This window comes from Desulfogranum marinum (genome assembly GCF_963675105.2).
GTDB classification, from domain to species: Bacteria; Desulfobacterota; Desulfobulbia; order Desulfobulbales; family Desulfobulbaceae; genus Desulfogranum; species Desulfogranum marinum.
The window spans coordinates 7,501-32,069 of record NZ_CAXXRO010000002.1 but is presented as its reverse complement, the minus strand read 5'-3'; the positions used below and the strand labels follow the sequence as shown (position 1 = coordinate 32,069).

The window sequence follows — 24,569 nt, the reverse complement described above, 5'->3', positions numbered from 1 at the left end:
AAAAGCTCTTCGCTTTCTGGTATATTGGGATCTGCGAAAAAACCAACAATACCAGGAAGAAAGAGCTTTTATGGAAACTACCAGTTATTTCGAAGCACAACAAGAGGCAAAACAGCTGCAATCTCGAATTGCATCGTTCTTTGACACCTTCACGATCGGCACTTTGCTCAATACCAGCGGAATACGCAAACTCAAAGGCACGACACCGTTAGTAATTTTTCAAGCGATCTTCATGCTTCCTTTCCAAGGAGCAAACTTTTATCGAGGGATCGTGCTCAATGATAATGTTGCTTTTGGCAAAGACGCTGCCTATGAGCTGTTGGCATCGCCCAAGTACAATTGGCGAGCCTTCATGCTCAAATTAAGTGCATTGGTTTGTCGATATTACGATGCATTGACTAATGATGACCGGGTAAAAGTTCTGATTGCTGATGACAGCGTCTACGATCGCGGCCGTTCCAAAAAGGTGGAACTCCTGGCAAGAATTTTTGACCATAACAGCAGGCGCTACCTTAATGGGTTTAAACTCTTGCAGTTAGGCTGGTCGGATGGAGCGAGCTTTGTCCCGTTGGATTTCGCCCTTCGCTCCTCAGTGGCAAAAAAGAACCGGCTTCAAGAATCCACCAAAGAGCTGGACAAAAGATGCTGTGGCTCCAAGCGCCGGAAGGAAGCTACGACAAAAACACCAGCGGTGCTGGAAGAAATGGTCAAGCGTGTTCTGGCTAGAGGAGTACGAGCTGATTACCTCCTGCTGGACAGCTGGTTCTGCTTTTCCGGCTTGATTGCCAGACTGAGCAAAGACATACCGGTAATCTGCATGGCTAAGGATCTCAAAAGCGTTCTTTATTGTCACAAAAATGTCCATGTCCGGCTGAGTGAACTATACAAGCGTTTGCGTAAAAAACCGGGACTGGCAAAAGTCCTTGCCAGCACTGTAGTAGAAATGAAAGGGGGAACGGCGGTTAAGGTCGTTTTTGTTCGTCATCGCAATACAAGGAAATGGCTGGCCTTGCTCAGCACTGACCTCGAGCTTGCCGATGAGGAAATAGTCAGGATATACGGAAAACGCTGGGACATAGAAGTGTTTTTTAAAATGGCGAAGCAGCACCTGAACCTTGAGCGTGAGGTCCAACTCCGTGACTACGATGGCCTCATCGGACATACAACCATTGTCATGACTCGTTATATTTTCCTGGCTTTTGAACAGAGGCATTATGACGACCCGCGGACGCTAGGCAGCCTGTTCCATGCCTGTTGTGATGAGGTGGCCGACATCAGCCTGCTGGAATCGATGAAGCGCCTGTTGGCCCTGGTCCTGGATGCAATACGATCTACAGGAGAATTCTCGGAGCAAATAATTTCATCAATGATTGATGTAATCATGGGGACGGCTGTTGATATCCTGAATTCACACCAGGCGTGCACCTCTGTTTTAAACGGTAAAACAGTAAAATGAGGCAACCCCGAAAGTTGAGCCCAATCTCTCGGAGTCTAGCGCTTACCTCGTTATGCTGAAAAAATAATCCTCGGAGGTAAGCGAAGACTCCGATATCAACTATATGCCTGTGTTTATTTTTTCGGCATGCCTCGGAGTCTTCGCTTACCTGACCTTGAACGAAAACCCTCGTAAATCAACAGACTCATTTATACATTTAATAAAATATCTTGTCGATAAAGGATTCCTCCGGCGGTTTAACCATACTGCTGTCCTGGCTTTTAAACTGAAGGCTGAGCATACGAAGCGTATTTTCATCCAGGTATAAACGATCATCATACGCTGCGCGGATGGTACGGTCCTGGGGAGTGACCAGGCGTATGGAAAGGTACATCATACGATTGGTCATGGTATACGTTCCCACCACGACGGCCTGCGCATTTTGCTTGTCTGCTATTTCGTTTAAGTCTCGCGATAGCATGAATTCGCCGACATTGGCTTGAACCAGCACATTACCTCTTAGCTTTATTTCCCTGGAAATAAATCCTTTTTTCACAAACCCACTGGTAATGGTATTCTGCAGATTACGGCCGAAATCAGATGTCTGGTTAAGCTGTTGATTGTCCACCAAAGTGGTAACAATAATCGGCTGCTCAGGTTGACGCGGGAACAACGGTGGTACAGCCTGCTCAATCAATGTCTGGGCTATTTTGTCGCCTAATTTAACCAGATTAACATCTGCTCCCATCAAAGGTTCAAGCCTGGTTCCGTTGAGGCTTGAACAACCATTCAACAGGAGAGTGCAAACAAGCAAACTGGGTAACAAGAAAAAAAAACGAACCAAGCCCATATTAATCATTACTCCCTGAATAGTGTGAACTCGTCAACTCAAGTTCCGGGGCAGGAGAAGCCTGCTGATAATGCCAGAAATCAGCATCGTTTATGTAGTAGATATTGGAACTGCGCATGATGTACCGATTGTCATCAACGATAGAGGTGGTGATGATAACCTCGTAATGGCCGTTAACCACAGTGGTGGCCAGCGCCGCATCGACCGCACCGGCGGTGGCTAGTGCTAAAATTTCCCCTGGCGCATTTCTAAAGACAACTATCCCTGCGGTCAGCGCAGTAAGCACACCCGGCTGGAGCCATTGGTGCCTGTTTGCCTGGTGATAGAGGACCTGCACCTTATAATCCACGACCAGTGCATCCTCTTCCTTAGCCGCTCTGGTTGGTACTCCAAACTTGACTAATTGGGAGACGAGCAGATCATTGAACCCTTCATCAAAGGGAAAGGTTTCTCCTTTTCCGCAGGTATCGGGCAGCCCGCATGAATGGCGAACATACACAGGGGTGACCAGATATTCACGGTTTATCAACTCCGTATTTATTTGACTGGCAACATCATTGGCCAATACTTGCCAATGGTGGGCAGCCTGCATTTTCTGCTGCTTGGTGTAGGCATATCCCGTGGGTTGGGGAATGCGCAGGCATCCAGCAAACATAGTGACTGCAACCAGCAGGGCTGCAACTATAGCGTATCTGCTCATTACACCTCCGAAAAAAACAATCTCAATGGAAGACTCTATTTCTATGTCGGCTGTATGCCTTTTAAAATATAGGACTTTTTTGCGCAGCTCGCCTACAGGCAGTTATTGAGTCTAGCCTCGATGTCAGCCTGAGGTGCCGCACCCACTAACTGGTCGACCATTTTACCGTCTTTAAAATAAAGGATGGTCGGCACTCCCCGTATCTGAAAACGAGAGGCTATCATATTGTGGGCAGCAGTGTTTAGTTTACAGACCACAGCCTTGCCGGCATAGGCTGCAGCGATATTCTCTATAACAGGGGCCACCATCTGACAGGGGCCGCAGGTAGGTGAATAAAAATCTACCAAAACCGGCAATGGTGATTTTTCCACAATCTGCGTAAAGGTGTCATCGGTCAAGGCAACAACCACGCCGGTCACAGGGGCACCTTCCAGGCTCTCTCCACAACGTCCGCATTTTGCTTTAAGCTGCTGTTTAGCAACTGGAACGCGATTTTTCGCACCACAGCCCGAACATACTACAATCGTATTTTGCATGCTGTCTCCCTCCTATCTGGCTTCATAATAGTAACGGTTCAAATCAAACAATCCTGCCGTTTCCGGGTTATCTCTGCTAAATCTTTCTTGAAACCAATCATGCACTTCCCAAAAGTTGTCGTCTGCACGATTTACACTGAACTTCTCCATTTTTTGTATATCCTCTACGCTGCCGTCAAAATGAGCAAGCAGAGACAAAAAGGCAGGCAACTCCTCAACACTCAAGTCAATATAATTATTGGGATAGGAGCCGACAAAACCACTGATAAAATCAGCCTGGTCTTTTTCCGGATTCAACGTCCTTTTTTCACTGAACAAAAAAGTAACATTGTCATGCCAACGATGAATGACAATGGATACCACGGCATCTTCGCGATCAGGAATGCGAATGCGCATATGTGCTACATTAACATTCTGGTCCTGTACAAATCGAAAAAAAGCCGTTCCAGGCGCGGAAACAGCATGAAAGCCCCGTAGATAGTCTTCTGTGGTTGTATAGTTTTGTGGAAGAGCCGGGTACGTTTCACCAGCCTTGAGATAATTATTGTCAAAGTCGATACCGGTTTCCGGCAGCACGTGCTTAGACACAAGACGCTCAATAAACTCTCGCTGAGGGTCAGAGGTCGTATACTCCACAGTTGTTCCCATTCCGGCAGGGTAATAGTTCACCTCATCAAAACTGACACCATGGTACCACTGGCGCATAAGCTCTTCGCGGTCTGCTTGCGGTAAAAAATCAAGGAAATAACTTTCCCCTTCTATCCGCAATCTATCCATGTACAAGCGAGTTGCCAGCTGGTGGCCCACAGTTCCGTAAACATCGAAACCTGCTACCAATGAATAATAAATTCTTTCAAGTAACGGAAAATCCATCACCCATGCAGTATGGGGCAGCCCACCGAGAACTCCTTTATGGACTGAAGCACTGTCAAAATGACGAAACACTGTGAGCAGTGGTGTATCTGCCGCCCTGTTTCCTTTCCAAATAGAATCCATCCCCTGCCCCTGGTACAGATAGGAGGCGTAAAAATCCTGACGCGCCTTATAAAACCGGACAGCACCCTGACTGTACCTGTTGCCCAAAGCATTAAACAACCGGTAACCGCTACCCTCTTCGGAGGGCATTGTTAAATCACTGCTGTGCAGTTTCAAAAAACCGGGATGGCGTACGGTCAAATCATGATCCGGATCAAGAAACATGACCCAGAAATGGTCGTTAATCACATTGAGCGCAACTTGTCCCTTGCACACAGGTCCGCGAATAAAAGTCATGATAATGTAGTTGGCATTATCAAGGAGAAACTGGTAGCGGGAACGAGGGGGAATCTGCTCAAAAGCTGCAAAAGGATTAGCGCTGACAACAGGATCGAAGCTAACAGCGTGCGGTTCCTGCAGCCATTTGGGCTCTATAAAGAGTGCATTTATCCGGGCATATTGCTCTCCGTCTAACGGAAAGACCATATGGGTTTTATGGACAATGGTAGAATGAATCCTTCGAAATCGGTAATAAAACGGTGCCGTGCCAGGATCGTCGTAAGGGCGAACCGTTGGAATGACATCGACAGGCCGGCCAAAAGGTGTGCGAGAACGAACCAATTCATAAAAAGCATCTGAACCGGTTTTAAATGTAATGTGGGCCAGGAACAGATGCTCATACAGATAACGGGCCGTTACCACGTACTTGAGTTTGGGATTGTTTAGAAATGTTTCCCATTGCTCTACCAATTGCTTATCCAGACCATCAATTGCGGTAAGAATCCTTTGCTCGGCAACGCTTGGTCCATGGGCCCCTTGAACAATCCACCCGGCAATAATCGAATATTCTTCTTTTTTAAGGGGAGGAAAACCAAACGGCATTCCGCGGTTAGGGTGTTTTTGCAGATAGCTGCCAAGTTCGGCACTATCTTTAGAACAGGTCAGGTCATTGGCTTCTGAAAAATAGCTCCCGGTACTTTTCGGATGCTCCATTTTATGGTTAAGCAACTGCAGCATGAGGGAATCGCTGAAGCCATCTGCGGCACGGTTTTGTGTGACGCTGAAAAACTCTTTTTCCCGCCACTGCTCAGTGGTTTGCGCATCAATAAAAAGTCTGCTCGGATCCATGGTCTGTAAGCGAGAAGAGTCGTAAATCGCCTTTTTACTAGCCCCTCTATCAGCCCCTTCAAAGGAGCTCAACTTTAACTGGCAAGGAGAGTTATAACAGGAGTGACAAACCACACATCGCTTGTCCAGGATTGGCTTAACCTCTTGCAGATAGTCTACCTTGTGTGAGGGGATGCTTATCGCAACAGGCGGCAAAGGCTTTTGCGCACAACCACCGATGATGACAACCAGTAAACAGGGCAACAGCAGCCATTTGTTCATATTCTATTCCTTTTGCCTACTGTTTGCCGATAGTTGGAATGGTATAGCCGATATCAAACACATCATGACAGGCTGGACAAATAAAGAGCCACCGGGTTATGCTCTCTTCTTTCTTGAACATTGAATGAAAGCCGTCTTTGTAGCCGCAGCTGGGACAAATCTTGAACTCATCTTCCATATCGATGGATATAATATCATATGCCATAAGAGTCTCTTTTATGCAGGTTGTTCATTTTGGTGAATTTAGGTGATCAATCAGCCTACAACTTCACCCGCCTCTTTCCCCTAACAGCTTTTCTTACGCCCCTTTATATTCTTGCAAAAAAGAGAGGACGGCATCATAATCCCCTGAAAAAAGGAGCAATGGGGCCTTCTTTTTTATTTTATAGTCATACATTGGGTCATAATAATCACCAAGCAATTTTTCTATCCACATCTTGTGCCAGTCGGGGCGCCCCTCTTCCAACTGCTTGTTGTGGGCTTCAAGCTGCAACTGTTTTACAACGGCTACACGTTGCCCACCAAGACGCCGGGATATTTTATCCACCTTATGCTGCATGCTTTCCAACCAACGAACCAAGCCGTTTTCCTCGCCAAATGCCTGTCTATAATCTGCCTGTTCCTTGACCACATACTCATCAAAGGTTATTTGTACCCGTTGTGCCAATGACGCTTCGAGTAAAACCAGCGGACAGGTGTTAAAATGGGCAGCCAAAGGACCCGGCAGATAACAACGGCCGACATGGGTTCCTTCCGCTTCAAGCACCATGGTCGAATGCCCTTCACTGGCGTGTTTGACCAAAGCAAAGGCCAGTAGGTTCTCAAAATTTGCCTGACCAGGCTGAGGGTCGATAAAATTTCCAAAGGAGGATCCGCGATGATTGGCAATTTTTTCCAGGTCTATGGCGTTATCAAGGTGCTGCAACAAGATGGTTTTTCCCGCTCCGGTTCGCCCGTTAAGGATAATCGGCATACTGGTAAGCTTACCAGGCTCCAACTGTTCTACGAGATACCTCCTAAAGGCCTTGTAGCCGCCATCTATGCGAGGGACAGATAGGCCGGTTTGGTCATTGATCCACTGTTGAGAAATCTGGGACCGCAGTCCGCCACGGGAGCAAAACAACAGAGTATCGGGATGCGCAGCAATAAAATCAGCCCAGGCCTGAATTCTCTTCTTTTTAATAGCTCCATTGACCAATTCGTGCCCCAGTTCAAGTGCGGCCTCTCTCCCTTTTTTCTTATAACAAATACCGACCTTGTGCCTCTCATCATCATCCATCAAAGGTAGGTTCACTGCACCCGGCAAGGTGGCGCCTTGATACTCAAGAGGAGCACGGACATCAATCAATGGTCGTTGTGTTGCTATAATCTGCTGATAATCACTTACAATTTGTGTTGCTTGCATCGAGTCCTTTGTCAAGACACTCTGAAAAAAAGCATTATGCAAAGGAAACAGACTTTACATTCTTGCTCAATCCGGAAATGACCTGTTCGTTATAGATAAAGGTAAGAAATAATTTTAGAGCTACCTTAAAAATGAATGTGCTGCTCGTTAGGCACACACATAAAAGCGCCTCCGAGTGAGAGTTTCAAGTGGTTTTTTGAAACGTATTCCAGCTCATCCTGGAGCCCGCTTAGAAAGAAGTGGACGAAGACTATCACCGATGGGGATCAGAACAAGCCGGAAACATACGCATATATCGCTAACATCACCGGAACATAGACAATGGAAAGCAGATTGGAAAGCAGCACTGCCAAGGCTGCCTTTTCGGGCTTTGCGTTCAACAATACTGCCAGGGTAACGGTGTTGCCTGCCATGGGCACAATAGAAAAAACAAACATTACCTTATACAGCTCACCATACAGCAGATGGGTAAAAGTTGTATCCAGCAGGATAACCAGGCAAACTAATGTGGGCCAAAGGAGGTGTTTGGCAGTCAAGGATATTTTTAAAAACGTTACATCCACCCCACCTCCTTTCCGCATGCCATCCAGTCCCATCCCGATAACCATCATGCCGAGGATGGAAAACACCACCTTAAATTGACCAGCATATGCGGTAATGGATTCCGGCAGTCCAATTCCAGTGAGGTTTAACACAAGCGCCGCTAAAAATGCATAAACCGTCGGCAGCCTGCAAACCTTTTTAAAGCTCTCCAGAGCCGTAAATGTCCCCTTGGCAGTGATGTAAAAACCGGTTGTCGCCTCATAAAAAAAAGAGGCTAATACCGTAAAGATAAAAATATCAGCTATTGCAGGCTCAAACAAAACCAGAGCCAGGGCGATTCCGTAGTATCCTGAATTACCGGTACCGGCAGTAAAGCCAAGGATATTGCTGGTAGCATCCGGCCATGTTTTTTCAAAAAGTTTGAGATGGATAAAAGCAAGCAAGGAGCCGAGCAGATAGAAAAAAACAGGTAAAAAAAGGACAGCAGGATTTATAGTTACACTCAAAGTGGCACTGAAAACCACCATGGGACCAACAACATAAAATAAGACAGTGGCTATTGCCTCTTTATTAACCCGGAGGTAACGGGAGGCCAGGTAGCCCAATACGATATTGGCGTAAAGGGGAAGGATCTTCCCCAGTAGAACAAAAAAAACACTCACAACATGAGCCTTATTACAAAAAGAAAGTTCATCATTACGCCGCTATGTGGGTTGATCCTCTTTTACCGTCTTCTCCGGACAGGTCTTTGATACAGCTACAGAAAAAGGCTACAATCGATTAACTGATCAACCCCCAAACCATCTTGGTGGCTACAGCATAAAGGAAAAGAGCAAAGATACGCTTTAGTTTATCCACCGGTAGTGAATGTGCCAGTTTCGCCCCCAGAGGTGCGGTGAGCACACTGAGACTGACAATAAAAACCAGTGCCGGCAGGTACACATAACCGATACTGTAAGGAGGCAAGCCACTGGCGTGCAGATTATTAACTACATACCCAAACGCCCCGGCAATGGCAATGGGAAAGCCGATAGCGGCAGAGGTGCCGATAGCCCGGTGAGCAGGCACGTTACACCAGAGCATAAACGGAACAGACAGCGACCCGCCTCCAATACCAACCAGACTCGAGGCAACGCCTATGATATTCCCCACTCCGAACATGCCTGGTTTATGGGGTAACTCCCTCGAAGCTTTGGGTTTTTTACTCAAAATCATCTGGGTAGCAACACTGTAAAGAAAAATACAGAAAAAAACTTTAAGAAAGCCGGTGGACAGTCGTGAGGCTACAAGCGTCCCCATAAAGGTACCGATAAGGATTCCCGGAATAATTTCCTTTACGATAGACCAGTCTACCGCTCCTCTTCGGTGATGCGACATAAAACTGGAAATAGAGGTAAAAATAATGCTTGCCAAAGAAGTCCCAAGGGCTAAATGCATTATCACCTCTGAGCCGATATCCTGCTTTATAAAACAAAACACCAACATCGGAACAATGACCAAGCCACCGCCTACGCCGAGCAAGCCGGCAAGCAGCCCAGCGATGAGCCCAACAGGCAAATACATTAATACAATTTCTACTGACATGTGTCCTCCTTACCGACTCTAGCTTGAAAGAAAAGCCGGATAAAAAAATAGAAACGCCTATAACAGACGGGTTATGTTTCTTCTCAACTAGTCAAAGGTTTTAGGTATAATGCGTCAAAGATGCTATCAACCCAGTGAGTAGTTATATCTCTTCTCCTAAAACATGTTCCTCAATATCGGTAATGTGCGATTGCATTGCCCTGTAAGCAGCACCAGCATCTCTATTCTCAAGGGCCTGGATAATGCGCAGATGTCCATTAACTGATGTTACAGTCCGCTCGTTGCTTTGCAGCCAGGTGGAACGGGTCGCATCCATCAACGATTGAATAGTATTCATCACTTGGGTAAGAACGGGATTTGCGCAACATTTTGTCAGTAACCGATGGAATTCAGCATCAAGGGCATCGCAATCTTTCCCCTGCAACATTACATTCTGTTGATCGCAAACGAGTATCTTCAGTTTATCTAAAAGCTCGGGTGTTACTCTCCGAGCTGCCAGAGCTGCAATTTGCGGTTCTATCAATTGTCGAAGTTCAATGACGTAACCCAGATTTTGATCCTGCCTGCTGATGGCACTGAGGAGAGAATCAACCGGCGTGAATGCATCACTATCAGCTATCAGATAGGTCCCGTTCCCCTGCCGGCTTTCAATAATTTTTCTTTCGCCAAGGGCCTGCAAAGCCCTGCGAAGGATACTGCGGGATACACCAAGAGATTCTGCTAGTTTTCTTTCAGGCAATAATCTATCTCCCGGGCGCAGCTGCCCGTCGACAACCAGCGTACGGATCTGTTCGATAACACCAAGATACCCTTGAACATTCTCAACAGGCTTGCCTAGGTCGGTCACAATCCCTCCAGAATCAACAATTGGTTAACCAATATATCACAAAGAAATGTTTCATACATTGTATGCCAAAATAAAACAATGTTTCTCATTTACAATTGGGTGACCAATTGCAATAAAACAATATTTCTGGTGGCCACAAACAATCTTCGCTTGAAAACTCTTTGCAAAGTGATAGAATTAAAAGTTTTAACCAATGTTTTCGCAGGTTGGAAAAATTGACCACCCTATTGAAGGGTATCTGGCAAATACTACACACCATTTCAGCCCCTACTCCGGTATCCACATTGACAGCACCAGAAGACCGCAGAAAAGCATTTCGAATGCCCTTCAATGCCGACGTTGTTTGTCGGGATAAAAAAACAGGTATCGCCTACCAGGGAAGACTCAAGGACATTAGTGCATTGGGAGTGTTTATTGAAGCAAGTGATCCTCCCCCCGTTGGGAGCGTTTGCGAATTGGAGATTGCTCTTCAGGGGTCAAGCAGCCGTCTGGTCATCGATAAGCTGAAAGGAACAATCGTGCGCCATGTAAACAGTGGCATGGCCATTCGCTTTGATGATCGACTGGAATGGATAGCATTGGTCCCTATCTATTTTCATAAAATGAAACCATAAACTCCCCTTAAGCTGTTCATAGTACATCAAAAACTCTTCTCTCCATTTTTTCTCTCTTCACCTTGCCTCTTCCATTATCATTTTGAGTTACGCAACTGACTGCACCAACAGTGAAAACACGCTTGACACCCACCCTACCTACTAGTAGGTTTTTAATTATGAAAGACACACGAATAAAAATACTTGACGCCGCACAAGACCTGGTACAACGTGTTGGTGTCAATGCGATGAGCTACAAGCATATCAGCGATACGGTAGGAATTCGTAAGGCCTCTATCCATCACCATTTCCCTAAAAAAGAAAATTTGGTCGATGAGTTGCTGAAACGCTGTCAGCTCTCCTACGGTGCATACTACAATGATATCGTGAGAGGGAGTGACTCTGCTCCGGAAAAGTTAAGAAAACTTGCTACAGTTTTTGAAAATGGGCTGAGCAATCAAAAGCTCTGTCTGGTTGGGTCGATAAGTACAGACAGCAGCACCCTTCAGGAGCATTCCTGCAGAATTCTTGAACAGAGCATTCAAAATACAGTTACTATATTTGCCACCGTCTTTATTCAGGGAAAAAAAGAATGTTCCCTGTCGTTTTCAGAAACTGCTGAAGATGCAGCCTTTGCCTTTTTCTCCTTTTTGGTCGGCACCCAGATCGTTGCCAGATCGTGTGGAGGCACAGAGTTTTTCCACAAAGCTGCACAAATAATAATAGACGCGCTTGAAAAATGATATTCTCTTGGAGATGCAATCGCTCCAAGGGTAACAGATATATTTCCACACTCTCAACACTGAGGGACTCGTAAAAAGTCCATCACACACTAAAGATGGCTAGGTACAAAAGTTCGATATACAAGGCGCAGTGTTTTGCTCGAAGCGTTGACTATACATTTGGTATGTCAAAGCCTCGGGCAAAACCTGCAACACCGTAGACCGGACTTTTTACGACGCCATCAACACTGACTAACAACAATTATCATGGCTAATAAAGAACAATACAAAGGATTTGAACAAGGCCCCATACGTCCTCCCAGCGAGGCGGAAAGTCTTTTGATTCGCATAACCAGGAATTGTCCATGGAACAAATGTACCTTCTGTCCGGTCTACAAAGGTGCTCAGTTCAGCAGACGTCCAATTGAACATGTACTGCAGGATATTGACACTGTCCGTTTATTTGTCGACGCTATCAATCATGCTCGACAATCTGGTGATCAGCTCTCTCATCACAAATTGAAAGAGTTGACACAGGATGGAAACGAAAACGACATGCAGGCACTCCACGCTGCATACGCGTTTGTTGCCGGCGGCATGAAATCAATTTTTCTTCAAGATGGAAACAGCTTAATCATTAAGCCCGAAGACATGATCCGCATCCTGAACCACCTAAAAGATGCTTTTCCGAAAGTGGAACGTATCACCTCTTACGGCAGGTCCCAGACCATTGCCAAAATCAGCGACGATCACTTGCTGCAAATGGCTGAAGCAGGGTTGAACAGAATCCATATTGGGATGGAATCAGGTTCAGACAAGGTACTGAAGATGGTAAAAAAGGGTGCCGACAAGGCAACGCAGGTGCTTGCAGGGAAAAAGGTAAAAAAGGCAGGAATCCAGTTGTCTGAATATTACATGCCCGGTCTAGGCGGCAAGGCCCTGTCCAAAGAAAACGCAATGGAAACCGCTGATGCCTTAAATCAAATCAACCCTGATTACATACGGCTGCGAACCCTCGCACTACCTGAATCTGCCCCGCTCACGGAACAGTTTCGCCAGGGTCATTTTGATAAAATGGGAGAGGTCGATACAGCCGAAGAGCTGCTGCTTTTTCTTGAAAACCTCCACGGAATTACCAGTACAGTGAAAAGTGATCACGTGTTGAACCTGTTTCCTGAGGTAGATGGCGTACTACCGACTGACCGGGAGAAAATGCTGCAACCGATACAAAAATTTCTCGCACTTGAGCGTGATCAGCAAATGATTTTTTGCATTGGCAGGCGTACTCACCGTCTATCGCGTATCAGCGATTTGGATGATCCTGTTCTCCGTGGCCATGCCCTGAAAATGTGCTCTGAGTTCGGGGTAACGGTCGACAATATGGATCAAGTTACAGAGGCGCTTATGCAGCGTTTTATATAAAAACAGATTAACAACAGCAAAGAACAGTCAAAGAACAAGGGACAGCCCCTGTTCTTTGACTGTTCTTCTCGTAAATCCCACAGAAAGAGATAAAACGATGACTCACAGTCCCGCTACAAAGACCATTCCCAAAGACACCATGCCAGCCATAACGCTTCAACTTTCTGAGGAGGGAATAGACAAATTCACCGCGCTTCTCCAGTCTGGCGTGGAGATCGAAACCAACGCCGGGGAACCGCTCCTGCAATTCCTTGAAAAAATACCTGGATTTACCCCTGAGTATATTGACAACGAGATACAAACTATTTTTCTCGATGGTACAGCAATCGATGATGTACATGCTCCATTGACGGACACAGAAACTGTTATCGCTCTTTCAGCTGCCATGCCCGGTCTTTCCGGTGCCATTTACAGAAAAAACAGTATCCACTCGCCCCTTCGCTCAGTACATCACCAGTATGATACGACAAAGGTCGACGAAAAAACAATATCGATTTACCTCAAACTCTTTAATTCTATCGCAAGAGATCGGGGTGCCGAGATGCTCAGACAAGGCGTAACGTTGAAGGCATCCACCATGTTGACATTTTTACAGACACGACCTTGGCTGGTTGACCATATACAGGCAGTCACCATTAACGACGATCCCGCTGCCAATACTGATTCTCTGGTGGACACGCTTCGTAACACTGAGCGGGCTCATCTCAGTTTAACAAATTAATAATAGACACACTCAACAACCGGGAAAAGGAGTCTCCAATGACACCCATGCTACAGTCCTTTGATCCTTTTACAGGGGAACTGATTGATGAAGTTGCGATTACCTCTCCTGCGCAGCTGCAGCACACTGTAGCAGCAAGTCATGACGCGGCAAAACAGTGGCAAGCTCTAACCCCGGAAAAGCGTTTACATCACATCCATGCTGCTTATGCCGCTGCTGAGCCGGAAATGGAGACACTGGCAGAGCTGCTCAGCCGTGAGATGGGCAAGGACATCCGCCGCTCTACCGGAGAGGTACACGGCACAGTTATGGGCGGACCATACATTGCTGAAGCCGCCTTGCAGGCTTTACAGCCACAGCACCTCAACGGAAGCACCCTGGAATATAGACCTTTGGGAACAGTGGCGGTGATCTCCCCCTGGAATTATCCTCTAGCCATGGCCAATAACCTTATTATTCCCGCTCTGATTGCAGGAAACTGTGTTATCTGGAAGCCATCGGAAGAAACACCGCTTGTTGCCCAGACATTTTTTGATCTCATAAAAAAAGAATTGCCACCACATGTTCTTCAGCTCATCCATGGTACAGGAGAACAGGGCCGAATGTTAGTTGAAAGCGATGTAGATATGATCGCCTTCACCGGCTCCCAGATCGTTGGTAAAGATATTATGCAAAGGACCGGCAAAGATCTAAAAAGGCTTGTTATGGAGCTTGGCGGCAACGACCCGATGATCGTTTTACACGATGCGAATCTCGATGCTGCGGCCAGGTTTGCAGTGGCGAGCAGCTTTGAGAATGCGGGCCAGATGTGTACTTCTACTGAGCGGATATATGTTGATGCTGCAATAGCGGATATTTTTGAGCAGAAGGTTGTTGAGTATGCCAAACACTACAAAGTCGGTCCCTGGAACCTGGCAGGAGTCAATATCGGTCCCATTATCAATCACGGGCAGCACCAAAAAATCTTAGAACATATCCAGGAGGCGGTCGAGAAAAATTGCAGGCTGCTCCATGGCTCAGTCGATCAAAAACCGCCCTTTATTACGCCTACAGTGCTTGCTGACCTGACCCCGGAAATGCGTATCATGCGGGAAGAGACATTCGGCCCAGTGGTTTGCATCAGCAGGTTCACCAACCTTGACGAGGCTATCCACCAGGCAAATGATACCAGTTACGGTCTGGGTGCGGTTGTGTTCGGCAACAAAGATGCACAGCACGTGGCTGATCAATTTGAAGCAGGAATGATCGGTATCAATCAAGGGGTTGGTGGTGGTGGAGATGCCCCTTGGGTTGGCGCCAAGCAAAGCGGGTTCGGTTTCCACGGCTCTCCCGAAGGGCATAGGCAGTTTGCTCAGACCACAGTAATAAATAAGTAAAAAGTACAATTAAACTAAAAATTAATAACAAACAGACCTAAATTAACAGAAAATAAAAGCCTCAGATTTACCACTCCTTTCTTTGCCTTACCCATCAAAAAAGTATCTTTGGCAAAGTTGCAAACCTGGATTTCCCCCTCCTGCCAGATTCTCAGGTAGTGGTATTTGTAAAGCAGTGGAGATGAATTTAATGAGTCGTGCAGCTTTCGTTCTATGCAAGACACTTGAATCAGGAGCGCATATGACAAGCAACCATATGCCCATTTCCAAGATCTTTAAGAACAGGTCTGTCTGTCTTGCAAATGGTAGTCGCTTCAGGACATCGAGGATGAAAATGACACCCGGAAGGGGGGTTGATAGGACTAGGTACATCTCCTTGCAAGATAATGCGTTGCTTTTTGGCTCCTGGTACTGGTTGCGGTGCAGCAGAAAGAAGGGCCTGGCTGTAAGGGTGCTGGGCTCCGGCATAGAATGCCTTTTTATCGGCGGTCTCAACCAGCCTACCGAGATACATAACCGCTACCCGATCGCAGATATGCTCCACCACTGACAGATCATGGGAAATAAAAATATAAGTAAGCCCGAACTGTTTACGCAGATCCTGAAGCAAGTTAATAACTTGCGCTTGAATGGAGACATCAAGAGCCGATACTGGTTCGTCAGCCAGAATAAGTTTAGGCTGCAGGGCCAAAGCACGGGCGATGACAATACGCTGACGCTGCCCTCCTGAAAACTCGTGTGGGTACCTCCTGGCCTGCCCTGGTCGCAACCCTACCACATTCATCAGCCATTGCACCCGCTCCTCGTGCTCTTTCTTTGTACCCTGATGATGAATAACCAGTGGCTCGCCAATAATATCGCCCACCTTTTGCCGCGGGTTAAGCGCAGAGTACGGATCCTGGTAGATAATCTGCGCCTGACGCCGAAATTCCTTTAATTCACCCCCCTGCAATGAGCATAGATCCCGGCTTTCAAATTCCACCTTTCCGGTAGTTGGCTCCTCCAAGCGCAGCAACGTTCTTCCCAAGCTTGATTTACCACAACCGGATTCACCAACCAGCCCATACACCTCACCGGCACGTACCGATAAGCTCACACCATCTACCGCGCGCACCACGCCCTTACGGGAACCAAAGCCTGAACTTTGCACAGGATAGTATTTGCAGACGTTTTCAGCTTTGAGAATAGTAGTGTTCATATGCCCTCCTCCAACGGATGCCAACAGCGTACGCCATGCTTTGCATCGACTTCCTGCCAGGGTGGAACCTGGCTGCACTGCTTATCAGCATATGTGCACCGGTCCTGAAAGGCACAACCTGGAGGCAAATGCAACAGGCTTGGTACCGCCCCTGGAATGGTGGGCAATGCCCCTATATGCCCTCGCTTAGGCAATGAGTCGAACAGTCCTTTGCTATAAGGATGGGCTGGACGAGTAAATAACTCCCCCACATCGGCTGATTCGACTATTTTACCGGCATACATTACCATCACTCGGTGACAAGTTTCGGCAACCACTCCAAGGTCATGGGTGATCAACAATATTGCCATGCCGATTTCCTGCTGTAGTTTTTTCATCAACTCCAGAATCTGAGCCTGGATAGTGACGTCAAGAGCGGTGGTTGGCTCGTCAGCGATCATGACCGCCGGGTGGCAGGCTAGAGCCATGGCAATCATTACTCGCTGACGCATCCCGCCGGAAAGCTGATGGGGATAATCATCAATTCTTGCTGTTGGCTCTGGTATCCCGACCAGTTCCAACAGTTGCACAGCCTCCTGCCGCGCTTGGGCTTTTTTCATCCCGCGATGCTGCTTCAAGGGTTCCATAATCTGATACCCTACTGTAAAGACAGGGTTCAGACTGGTCATGGGTTCCTGGAATATCATGGAAATCTGGTTACCCCGGATATCCCGAATAACCGATTCTTTTGCCTTGACCAGGTCCTGCCCATTAAAAAGAATTTTCCCTTCGGCAATGTGGGCCAAAGGTTTAGGCAAAAGTTGCAATATCGACAAAGCAGTAACCGATTTGCCACAACCGGATTCCCCCACAATCCCTAAAGTTTCGCCCTGGTCAACATGCAAACTAACGCCATCGACAGCAGTAAGCATACCGCGCTTGGTGGCAAACCTGGTCTTTAGCCCTTGAATCTGTAACACTGGTTCCATTTATTGCGACCTCAAAGACGGGTCTAAAACATCGCGCAAACCATCACCGAACAGGTTGAACCCAAGTACCAGGATAAGAATAGCTGCTCCAGGGAAAGCAGCAACATGAGGGGCTAACTGAATATATTGCCGCCCTTCGCTTAACATGGCTCCCCATTCAGGTGAAGGAGGCTGGGCACCGAGTCCTAAAAAACCCAAGGCTGCAGCCTGCAAGACTGCAGTTCCCATACCCAGCGTAGCATACACTATGATCGGCGGCAGACAGTTAGGTAGGATATGCTTAAAAAGAATGCGTCCATGGCTCCCACCAAGATGCACAATAGCCTGGACAAATAATTGCTCTTTCAAGCTTAAGACACCTGCACGCACGATCCTGGCATAATGGGGAATGTATACAATCCCCACAGCTACCATGGTGTTGGTTAAATTTGGTTCGAGAATAGCAGTAATAAAGATAGCCAAAAGTATGGCTGGAAAGGCAAGAAGCATATCCATACATCGCATAATGATACTGTCGATTCTCTTCCCAAAATAACCGGCAAGAAGTCCCAAAAGAGTGCCGGGAATAAGCGAAATAGTTACTGATATGACGCCAATCATCAAAGAGATTCTGGCTCCGTAGATCACCCGACTAAAGATATCTCTGCCAAGACTGTCTGTGCCGAATAAATGCTCTACACTTGGTCCCTGCAGACGAATAAGCGGCGATGGAATGAGCGGGTCGGCTGGAGCAATCCATGGTCCCATAATTGCGACCACCACAATCAGCAAAATCAAAACCAATCCGACCATGGCACTGACGCTTTGCCGCAGGTCTTTAAGAGCTTCCCACCTACTCATCAACTCGTAACCTCGGATCCAGGAAAACGTACATTAAATCCACTGCCAGATTAATAGCTGCCATTAGGGCGGCAAACACAAGAATGCATCCCTGTACAGCGGCATAATCCCTTCCAGCAAGGGAATCAACGACATAGCGCCCTAACCCGGGCCAGGAAAAGATAGTTTCGGTCAACACTGCTCCGCCAAGCAACAAGCCAAGATTAAGGCCAAGCACAGTAACCACCGGCAAAAAAGCATTGCGCAAGGCGTGACGCAAAACAACCACACTCTCAGCCATCCCCTTGGCTCTGGCGGTTCTCACATAATCCTTACTCATTACCTCCAGCATGGAACTACGTGTAATCCGGGCAACAATAGCCATGGGAATGGTAGCCAGAGTGAACGAAGGAAGGATAAGATGTTTTACGGCAGAGAGAAAGGCCTGCCCATTGCCGGCTAAAAGGGAATCAACCACCATCAGGCCGGTCATTTCCGGAACCTCAAGTCCCAGGGTGATCCGCCCCATCATCGGCAAGATGGGATACTTTACGGAAAAAAGGTAAATCAACATGAGGCCGAGCCAGAAGATGGGCATGGAAACACCCACCAAAGCAAGGAACATGGAAGCGTAATCTAAAAAGGAACGTTGTTTGACTGCGGACAAAACGCCGGCCGCCACGCCAACCACGGTTGCAATAAACATGGCGGCCAGAGACAGTTCCAGAGTGGCAATCAAGCGCACCCATATCTCCCCAGCTACGGGCGCATTGCTGCGCAGTGAATTGCCCAGGTCGCCCTGAATGATATTACTGAGATAAATCCAGTACTGAGTCAGCAAAGATTGATTCAACCCCAGCTGCGCGCGAAGGCTTTCCAGCTCCTCGGGGTTGGCAAATTCGCCTAACAACAGCTGGGCAGGGTCTCCTGGGATCATCCTTAGCATCAGGAAGACCAGCACGGAAACCCCGAACATGATCAATACCAGGTGAAACAGCCGCCTTGATATATATCCCAGCGTCATCGGTTTTTCGCCTCTACTTCTTGCTTACCATCTGGAAACTGTTGAGTCCGTTGGGGCGCAGAGGCACATTATTAAGCCGTTTATTATAACAGCGAACGATGGTAGTATGTGCCAGTGGAATCCATGGCGCTTCGTTATGTGCTATAACCTGGGCTTTCATATAGTATTCAGTACGCTCCTGCTTATCAAAAACAGTCTGGGCTTTTTTACACAGCTCGGTAAACTCCTGATTTTTCCATAAAGAAACGTTGGAAGCACCAGGTGTCTTTGCTGTATCAGCAGACAGTAAACCATAGAGGAAATTGTCTGGGTCGGCGTTGCCACCCAGCCAACCAAGCATGCACAGGTCATGCTCACCATTGGAGGTCTTCTTTAGATAGGCCCCCCAATCCATGCGCACGATTTTTGCCTTTACGCCAACCGAAGCCAGGTATGCCTGAATAAGTTCAGCAGTCTTTACCGGATCCGGCATGTAGGCACGGCTGACGGGCATGGCCCACAATTCCAGTTCACGGCTAAAATCAAATCCAGCTTCCTTGAGCATCTTCTTGGCCTTGGCAGGATCATACTCATACGGTTGGACGGAATCGTTATAACTCCAGATGGATGGAGCAAAGGGATTTTTGGCTGGAATTGCCATGCCTTGAAAGATTGCCTGTATAATAGCATTTTTATCGATGGCATGGCTCAGACCGATGCGCACCTTGGGATCTTTTAAATACGGTTTTTCAGTATTCAAGGCAAGATAGCCGACATTAACACTAGGGCGCTTGATCATCGCCAAATTAGCATTTTTTTCGACTAACTTAATACTATCCGGGTCAAGGTCGTCTGCAATATCCACAGCACCTGATTGCAGGGCCATCAATCGTGCAGAGGGTTCAGGGATAGATTTAAGCACGATTTTTTTGACCTTGGCCTTTTCTCCCCAGTAATCTTCATTACGTTCAAACACGATCTGATCGTCTTTCACCCATTTCACGAATGTAAATGGACCGGTTCCAACCGGATGTTGACCTATCTGATCTTTATATTCATACATCGCCTTGGGTGACAAAATCGGACAAAGCCAGAGGGCCAGATTATTGAGCAGTGGTGCAAAGGGTTTTTCCGTGACCAATTGGATTGTATACTCATCAACCACATTAATGCTTTTAACCGGTTTTAAAGAGAGACTTAAATAACGCCACTTGCCATATCCATGAAGCGGGTGTTTATCATCAATGACACGGGCAAAGGAATCATAAACTGCCTGGGCATTAAAGGGTTCGCCATCATGAAATGTAACACCTTTGCGCAACTTAAAGGTCCAGGTCAAACCATCTTCGGAAACAGACCAGGACTCAGCCAGTTGCGGCTCCACATCCATACTATCCTTGCCGAAAATAACCAGATTCTCGAGCACCTGAATACCTGCCTTAATGGACTCCCCATCGGTTGCCTGAGCAAGATCAAGACTGACTGAATCTCCACCTCGCCCCCAGACAAGGGTATCAGCCTGACTGGCATAGGTAGCGCCAGGCAAAATCAGAGCTGCAGCTAAAAGTGCCAACAATAAAGTACGCATGCGTTTCCTCCTTTTAGTGTAATTATTGTATAATCTTCGCTCATATCTTCAAAACTGGGCGAAGCCTCACCACTCTTTCATTATCTGACTGAATCCAGGTAACTATTCAGCGAAAATATAAAAACGGACAATCTAGCCCGAACTGTAACTGTTCAGCAGTGCTCCAAATGTTCACCAGCATACCGATTTAGCAAATAAGCCCCGACTTCGATACATCGGTATGCTGGGCGGGCAGATCGTGGAGAGAGGTAAGCGCAGACTCCGTGGAGTGCTGCTGAAGAGTTACGAATTTAGAATGTTATTACTCTGTACGTCAAGCAAAATATTAAACTGGCTTAATATAAAATATTAAATTACTTTTTGTTTTCAACTTAAAATGATTTAATATAAACTTCACATGAAAAATTAGCTAAATGGTCATTCTCCCTGCAAAACCAAACAGAGCGCTTTTGTGCGTTCCCAACAAAAAAACGTCACCATGTCTTTAACCAAGCAGCGACGCCTCAGAGCCGACCTCATCTGTACGCTGATTAGTTCCAGCAAAATGCCCCGTAACCAGGTCGCAGCCGCAGCCGGTCTTACCAACACCTATATCAGGGACCTGGAACAGGGCAAAATCGCCAATGTGGACCGCCGAAAACTCCTACGTCTTGCCATCGCCTTGAATATGAATTTAAACCGCATCGATGAAATGCTCAGGGTCTTTGATAGAGCAAGTCTTTCCTCAGACGATATTGACAGTTTTATTGAATCCGCTCACAAGCGGAAAACAACCACGGCACTATTCCCTCTCCGTGATTTTTATGCTTATGAACTGGCCGTCTATGCCATGGAATATATACAAGGCGACCAAATTATGGTCAATGATCGCCCAACGGTCTGTTTGCGAGAGCCTGGCCATCGCAGCTTTAGTGACAGTCGGCTGGTAGAAGCACACCCCTTGTACGCAGAATTACTCGAAACCATAGGGAAAGTTCGCCGCAAGCAGCTTGAGGTCAACCTCAAAAACTATACCACCACCCACTATCTCTGCCGTGAATGCCTGGAAGACTATGTTCGGGCAAACGGGAATACGCAAGAGGAATACTGGAGGAAAAAACATGTGGCAAACCTGCTCGATTACCACCAACGGTATCCCAACCTTATAGTGCGTATTACCGGTGTCTGCTCTTATATGCTCTTTTCCATCAAACAGCCGACAGACGGCTCAGACATTCAGTTCAACTTCTGTGCAAAGCCTGGTCATTACGTGCCTGGCGAACGCCCTGGAAGACTATCAGGGTTTTCCACCAGCAACCCGGTTATCCTGCAGACCTTTCAGGAGGAACTCGACTCCATTAAGAGATGGATTCTCCCTGAATTCTCAACCAGGGAAGCAGTGGAGGCATACCTGCAACAACTGGTAACCTCTTAACCGTTTTCTTGTCTGCGCCAGGAAAACAAAACTCCACCTGGCTGCTCCTCACGAACCAAATCTGCTTTTTGTCGGCTATTGCACATACGGGTTAACATGGTTTTGATGATAACCAGATGAGCCCTTGTGCACTGTTCAAGCCAAGGACCTCGCGCAACCTCGTCAAGCACTTCGGTAATCACCTCACTTTTTACCAACGGCCATTTCCGGTGCGCATAATTCGTTTTACTGATTCTTTCGCATGTCGGAACCACTACCAATGATCGTTCCAAATCCGAAGTAAATACTTCCGGCTCAAAGGCTTTCGCATACCGCTCGTACCGGTTAAAAATCTCTTGGTTGAGTTGGACAATATCCTGTTCTTTTTCCATGGCCGCTGACATTGTCGCTGCAAGCTGTTTAGCCTCATCACTACCGGGATGGTCTGGTTGATCATAAAACGGCAGAATGGCATAGACAAAGGAACGCGGAATCCAGTGTTCCTTAAAACGGGGGCTGATATATCCTGCAAAAGGCTGTTCCCACTCATGGCTGGGTACACCGTGCAGGTCAAGCATATACTCAGGTAACCACCGTTCAAACAATCTTGCTTTTACCCTCGCCTCACTAAAAGGCGTGTCAGGATCAAAATACTGATCATACCACTCCATGCCGAGCGCATTATAGCGAGCAGCATGCAGTTTGTGGTCTGTAGCGTATGGTAACATTTCTTCTAGGGTCGCCACACCGTCGGCATTTTCAAGTGGTACGACAACAACATTGGATCTCATAAGCATTTCTGATGTGGCGGCACCTGAGGCAAGTTCATGCAGCAAACACATGGCTGCATTAGAACCGGAAACCTCATTAGCATGATGGCGTGCATTGATAAAAAGGGTGGGCTTCAGTAAACGAGCCCTGCTCGCCGCCATCCCATTGTCTCCAGTTGCTTCAACTGCAAGAATATCACGCCCCATAAGACTCTTTCCTGCTTTTATTACTCGAATACCCGGCCTGCTGGAGAGAGACTTCGTCCACGTTCGTATCTGTTCACCACTGGGAATAGCAGTGGCATCGGGTACAGAAAGGTTCCCTGCAACTTCTTGTTTATTATTATTCTTTGCTGGACGAGCTTTAAACAGAAAACCATTTTCAGTCGGATTTAAATTGAACCCCCATGCTTTGGCAGCCTCGCACAATCGTTCACGCTCTTTAATGTTCGTTGAGTGCTGGTCGCACGGAAATTCTACAAGTAAATATCCTTGTTCAAAGCCGATATTGCCGATTTGAGGTGTAGACTCGGCACACGAAATCCGGTGCTTATATGGCTTCAACAGGAGTTTTGCCCAGGGTTGTTTTCCATCCGCAGGGCGCACAAAGGGTACAATCCGTCCTAACTGAATATTCGTTTCAGGACAATACTTGTCGCGAAAGGCCTGCATAAAGGCAAGCAGCCCGAAATATACATCTTCATGCAACGCTTCCATGGGTGCGATTCGTTCTTCGCCAAGCCCGAGTTGTTCCTGTTCTTCGTCTATGGCTATCTCAAAACGGATTTCTTCCCAAAAAGCCAGAGCGTTGCGTTCAAGTAATGTAGGTAAGGCATCCTTCATTAATGCTGTTATTTCGGGTAGCCATTTTTCTTGGAATCGGCCCCAGAAAAGTTCGCGATCAGTGGGTACCTGGCAATGCCAAAAGATCTTCTTATCTTGTTTGAGTTGGATGCCCGCAGTTGTAGGATAGCACTGTTGATCGCTTCTCAATTCTAACGTGTAGTCAATACGAGAAAAAAGTGGAGTAAGGCCACATTCGCTAAGCAACTCACCATCGCAGTTCAACGCCTGGACAAGGTAGGCGTGATTCTGCGTTGTATCCATAACCATGTGTATTCGATCGACTGACCATCCTCGGCGCTGACAAACGACATCAGGTGCCGGATATATTTCCTGAGCCCAACGGGTTGAACTTTCCATTTGGTTGGGCATAGAGAAGGGACGAAAACTAATGCGCAGGGAATGTACCATCTTGGGTAGAGCAGGCTCAACCTCTTCCAACAGCCAACTAACTGCCGGTTTATGCGTTCGTAAAACAACGACTTGAGGATCATAGCCTTTTTGTTGCAAGAGAGCGTGCAACTTAGCTTGAAGTTGAAAACGTTTTTGTTTATTAGCCCCCAAATAGGCACGACAGAATATCTGACCTTGCCCAACTGGGATGTTGGTCGCAGCAGTCAACAGTCGTTTCCATTCCCCTGCAAGCTTCATCTTACGGGTAATAGGAAGACTTTTTACCTGTTGTTCAGGTACGGATAGTCCAAGCCTGCGACAGGCGTTTGAAATTCTATTCCAACTTAACCGCCCTTGTACTAGTTCATGAGCAAGGTAACCTTCTTGACCCGCTCCTTGGACAATCATGGCAGCTGCAGCGACCCGTGTTTTCCAAGTCTCTAAAGAATCGCCACCAGGTATGTCGCTTTCAAACCAGAGACGTTCGAGTTCTTTG

At 47.0% G+C, this 24,569-nt stretch carries 22 protein-coding genes (1 of these 22 running past the window's edge); 7 read left to right on the top strand and 15 right to left on the bottom strand.

All coding sequences use genetic code 11. The features are described from left to right. Positions 1 to 70: 70 nt before the first annotated feature. Positions 71 to 1,456: an IS4 family transposase gene (locus ACHZCY_RS00940; protein ID WP_319547517.1), complete on the top strand. Its 1,386-nt coding sequence runs from the start codon at positions 71 to 73 to the stop codon at positions 1,454 to 1,456. A 196-nt stretch (positions 1,457 to 1,652) separates the two neighbouring features. Here ACHZCY_RS00940 and ACHZCY_RS00935 read toward each other — a convergent pair whose 3' ends face one another. The 9 genes from ACHZCY_RS00935 to ACHZCY_RS00895 all read right to left on the bottom strand — a co-directional run bounded on the left by ACHZCY_RS00935 (position 1,653) and on the right by ACHZCY_RS00895 (position 10,264). Further along, entirely contained in the window at positions 1,653 to 2,294 is a 642-nt protein-coding gene (locus tag ACHZCY_RS00935) for a FlgO family outer membrane protein (protein ID WP_319547516.1), read from the bottom strand. Next, entirely contained in the window at positions 2,287 to 2,985 is a 699-nt protein-coding gene (locus tag ACHZCY_RS00930) for a hypothetical protein (protein ID WP_319547515.1), read from the bottom strand. Before ACHZCY_RS00930 ends, ACHZCY_RS00935 begins: the two co-directional genes overlap by 8 nt. Positions 2,986 to 3,077: 92 nt before the next feature. Beyond that, positions 3,078 to 3,521 carry a thioredoxin TrxC gene (trxC, locus tag ACHZCY_RS00925; protein WP_205222966.1) on the bottom strand — a complete coding sequence of 148 codons (444 nt, stop codon included), beginning with the start codon at positions 3,519 to 3,521 and terminating at the stop codon, positions 3,078 to 3,080. A gap of 12 nt (positions 3,522 to 3,533) precedes the next feature. Further along, positions 3,534 to 5,885, bottom strand: a complete 2,352-nt coding sequence (locus ACHZCY_RS00920; RefSeq protein WP_319547514.1) for a fatty acid cis/trans isomerase — start codon at positions 5,883 to 5,885, stop codon at positions 3,534 to 3,536. Between the two features lie 16 nt (positions 5,886 to 5,901). Continuing rightward, positions 5,902 to 6,090 carry a hypothetical protein gene (locus tag ACHZCY_RS00915; protein WP_205222964.1) on the bottom strand — a complete coding sequence of 63 codons (189 nt, stop codon included), beginning with the start codon at positions 6,088 to 6,090 and terminating at the stop codon, positions 5,902 to 5,904. A gap of 93 nt (positions 6,091 to 6,183) precedes the next feature. Further along, positions 6,184 to 7,290: a tRNA 2-selenouridine(34) synthase MnmH gene (gene mnmH / locus ACHZCY_RS00910; protein WP_319547513.1), complete on the bottom strand. Its 1,107-nt coding sequence runs from the start codon at positions 7,288 to 7,290 to the stop codon at positions 6,184 to 6,186. Positions 7,291 to 7,556: 266 nt separating this feature from the next. Further along, a complete protein-coding gene (locus ACHZCY_RS00905) occupies positions 7,557 to 8,495 on the bottom strand; it encodes an AEC family transporter (RefSeq protein ID WP_205222962.1) in 939 nt (312 codons plus the stop codon). Between the two features lie 118 nt (positions 8,496 to 8,613). Further along, positions 8,614 to 9,417, bottom strand: coding sequence for a sulfite exporter TauE/SafE family protein (locus ACHZCY_RS00900; RefSeq protein ID WP_205222961.1), 804 nt, complete (start codon positions 9,415 to 9,417; stop codon positions 8,614 to 8,616). A 142-nt stretch (positions 9,418 to 9,559) separates the two neighbouring features. Continuing rightward, positions 9,560 to 10,264 carry a FadR/GntR family transcriptional regulator gene (locus ACHZCY_RS00895; protein ID WP_205222960.1) on the bottom strand — a complete coding sequence of 235 codons (705 nt, stop codon included), beginning with the start codon at positions 10,262 to 10,264 and terminating at the stop codon, positions 9,560 to 9,562. A 215-nt stretch (positions 10,265 to 10,479) separates the two neighbouring features. On the opposite strand from ACHZCY_RS00895, the gene ACHZCY_RS00890 reads away from it, so the two are divergent. The 5 genes from ACHZCY_RS00890 (at position 10,480) to ACHZCY_RS00870 (ending at position 15,098) form a co-directional block, all read left to right on the top strand. Further along, entirely contained in the window at positions 10,480 to 10,878 is a 399-nt protein-coding gene (locus ACHZCY_RS00890) for a PilZ domain-containing protein (RefSeq protein WP_319547512.1), read from the top strand. 158 nt (positions 10,879 to 11,036) lie between these two features. After that, entirely contained in the window at positions 11,037 to 11,600 is a 564-nt protein-coding gene (locus ACHZCY_RS00885) for a TetR/AcrR family transcriptional regulator (protein ID WP_319547511.1), read from the top strand. A 246-nt stretch (positions 11,601 to 11,846) separates the two neighbouring features. Then, on the top strand, positions 11,847 to 13,001 hold the full coding sequence (locus tag ACHZCY_RS00880; RefSeq protein WP_319547510.1) for a radical SAM protein: 1,155 nt from the start codon (positions 11,847 to 11,849) through the stop codon (positions 12,999 to 13,001). A 97-nt stretch (positions 13,002 to 13,098) separates the two neighbouring features. Beyond that, a complete protein-coding gene (locus ACHZCY_RS00875) occupies positions 13,099 to 13,722 on the top strand; it encodes a hypothetical protein (protein ID WP_319547509.1) in 624 nt (207 codons plus the stop codon). A gap of 38 nt (positions 13,723 to 13,760) precedes the next feature. Next, complete coding sequence (locus ACHZCY_RS00870) at positions 13,761 to 15,098, top strand: aldehyde dehydrogenase family protein (protein WP_319547508.1); 1,338 nt, start codon at positions 13,761 to 13,763, stop codon at positions 15,096 to 15,098. Between the two features lie 229 nt (positions 15,099 to 15,327). Here ACHZCY_RS00870 and ACHZCY_RS00865 read toward each other — a convergent pair whose 3' ends face one another. Genes ACHZCY_RS00865 through ACHZCY_RS00845 form a run of 5 tightly spaced genes read right to left on the bottom strand, consistent with a single transcriptional unit; the run spans position 15,328 to position 20,674 of the window. Continuing rightward, positions 15,328 to 16,296 carry an ABC transporter ATP-binding protein gene (locus tag ACHZCY_RS00865; RefSeq protein ID WP_319547507.1) on the bottom strand — a complete coding sequence of 323 codons (969 nt, stop codon included), beginning with the start codon at positions 16,294 to 16,296 and terminating at the stop codon, positions 15,328 to 15,330. After that, the gene (locus tag ACHZCY_RS00860; protein WP_319547506.1) at positions 16,293 to 17,264 is read right to left on the bottom strand and encodes an ABC transporter ATP-binding protein; all 972 of its coding nucleotides are present in this window, start codon (positions 17,262 to 17,264) and stop codon (positions 16,293 to 16,295) included. The genes ACHZCY_RS00865 and ACHZCY_RS00860 overlap by 4 nt, the downstream gene beginning before the upstream one ends. Beyond that, positions 17,265 to 18,104, bottom strand: coding sequence for an ABC transporter permease (locus ACHZCY_RS00855; protein ID WP_205224878.1), 840 nt, complete (start codon positions 18,102 to 18,104; stop codon positions 17,265 to 17,267). It abuts the gene before it with no gap. Next, positions 18,097 to 19,107: an ABC transporter permease gene (locus ACHZCY_RS00850; protein WP_319547505.1), complete on the bottom strand. Its 1,011-nt coding sequence runs from the start codon at positions 19,105 to 19,107 to the stop codon at positions 18,097 to 18,099. Before ACHZCY_RS00850 ends, ACHZCY_RS00855 begins: the two co-directional genes overlap by 8 nt. A gap of 13 nt (positions 19,108 to 19,120) precedes the next feature. Continuing rightward, positions 19,121 to 20,674 carry an ABC transporter substrate-binding protein gene (locus ACHZCY_RS00845; protein ID WP_319547504.1) on the bottom strand — a complete coding sequence of 518 codons (1,554 nt, stop codon included), beginning with the start codon at positions 20,672 to 20,674 and terminating at the stop codon, positions 19,121 to 19,123. A 451-nt stretch (positions 20,675 to 21,125) separates the two neighbouring features. Here ACHZCY_RS00845 and ACHZCY_RS00840 point away from each other — a divergent pair, with 451 nt between their 5' ends. Then, complete coding sequence (locus ACHZCY_RS00840; RefSeq protein ID WP_319547503.1) at positions 21,126 to 22,088, top strand: helix-turn-helix domain-containing protein; 963 nt, start codon at positions 21,126 to 21,128, stop codon at positions 22,086 to 22,088. Here ACHZCY_RS00840 and ACHZCY_RS00835 read toward each other — a convergent pair. After that, on the bottom strand, positions 22,085 to 24,569 hold the 3' portion of the coding sequence (locus ACHZCY_RS00835) for a M14 family metallopeptidase (RefSeq protein ID WP_319547502.1). The gene runs 857 nt beyond the window's last position; only the last 2,485 of its 3,342 coding nucleotides appear in the window; its start codon lies beyond the right edge, outside the window; the stop codon is at positions 22,085 to 22,087. The two genes, ACHZCY_RS00840 and ACHZCY_RS00835, sit on opposite strands and share 4 nt — an antisense overlap.

Coding starts and splice junctions, on each gene's coding strand:
- ACHZCY_RS00935 (WP_319547516.1), bottom strand. CDS start 2,294: ATGATTAATATGGGCTTGGTTCGTTTTTTTTTCTTGTTACCCAGTTTG.
- ACHZCY_RS00915 (WP_205222964.1), bottom strand. CDS start 6,090: ATGGCATATGATATTATATCCATCGATATGGAAGATGAGTTCAAGATT.
- ACHZCY_RS00870 (WP_319547508.1), top strand. CDS start 13,761: ATGACACCCATGCTACAGTCCTTTGATCCTTTTACAGGGGAACTGATT.
- mnmH (WP_319547513.1), bottom strand. CDS start 7,290: ATGCAAGCAACACAAATTGTAAGTGATTATCAGCAGATTATAGCAACA.
- ACHZCY_RS00920 (WP_319547514.1), bottom strand. CDS start 5,885: ATGAACAAATGGCTGCTGTTGCCCTGTTTACTGGTTGTCATCATCGGT.
- ACHZCY_RS00860 (WP_319547506.1), bottom strand. CDS start 17,264: ATGGAACCAGTGTTACAGATTCAAGGGCTAAAGACCAGGTTTGCCACC.
- ACHZCY_RS00940 (WP_319547517.1), top strand. CDS start 71: ATGGAAACTACCAGTTATTTCGAAGCACAACAAGAGGCAAAACAGCTG.
- ACHZCY_RS00930 (WP_319547515.1), bottom strand. CDS start 2,985: ATGAGCAGATACGCTATAGTTGCAGCCCTGCTGGTTGCAGTCACTATG.
- ACHZCY_RS00885 (WP_319547511.1), top strand. CDS start 11,037: ATGAAAGACACACGAATAAAAATACTTGACGCCGCACAAGACCTGGTA.
- ACHZCY_RS00865 (WP_319547507.1), bottom strand. CDS start 16,296: ATGAACACTACTATTCTCAAAGCTGAAAACGTCTGCAAATACTATCCT.
- ACHZCY_RS00875 (WP_319547509.1), top strand. CDS start 13,099: ATGACTCACAGTCCCGCTACAAAGACCATTCCCAAAGACACCATGCCA.
- ACHZCY_RS00855 (WP_205224878.1), bottom strand. CDS start 18,104: ATGAGTAGGTGGGAAGCTCTTAAAGACCTGCGGCAAAGCGTCAGTGCC.
- ACHZCY_RS00845 (WP_319547504.1), bottom strand. CDS start 20,674: ATGCGTACTTTATTGTTGGCACTTTTAGCTGCAGCTCTGATTTTGCCT.
- ACHZCY_RS00900 (WP_205222961.1), bottom strand. CDS start 9,417: ATGTCAGTAGAAATTGTATTAATGTATTTGCCTGTTGGGCTCATCGCT.
- ACHZCY_RS00880 (WP_319547510.1), top strand. CDS start 11,847: ATGGCTAATAAAGAACAATACAAAGGATTTGAACAAGGCCCCATACGT.
- ACHZCY_RS00850 (WP_319547505.1), bottom strand. CDS start 19,107: ATGACGCTGGGATATATATCAAGGCGGCTGTTTCACCTGGTATTGATC.
- trxC (WP_205222966.1), bottom strand. CDS start 3,521: ATGCAAAATACGATTGTAGTATGTTCGGGCTGTGGTGCGAAAAATCGC.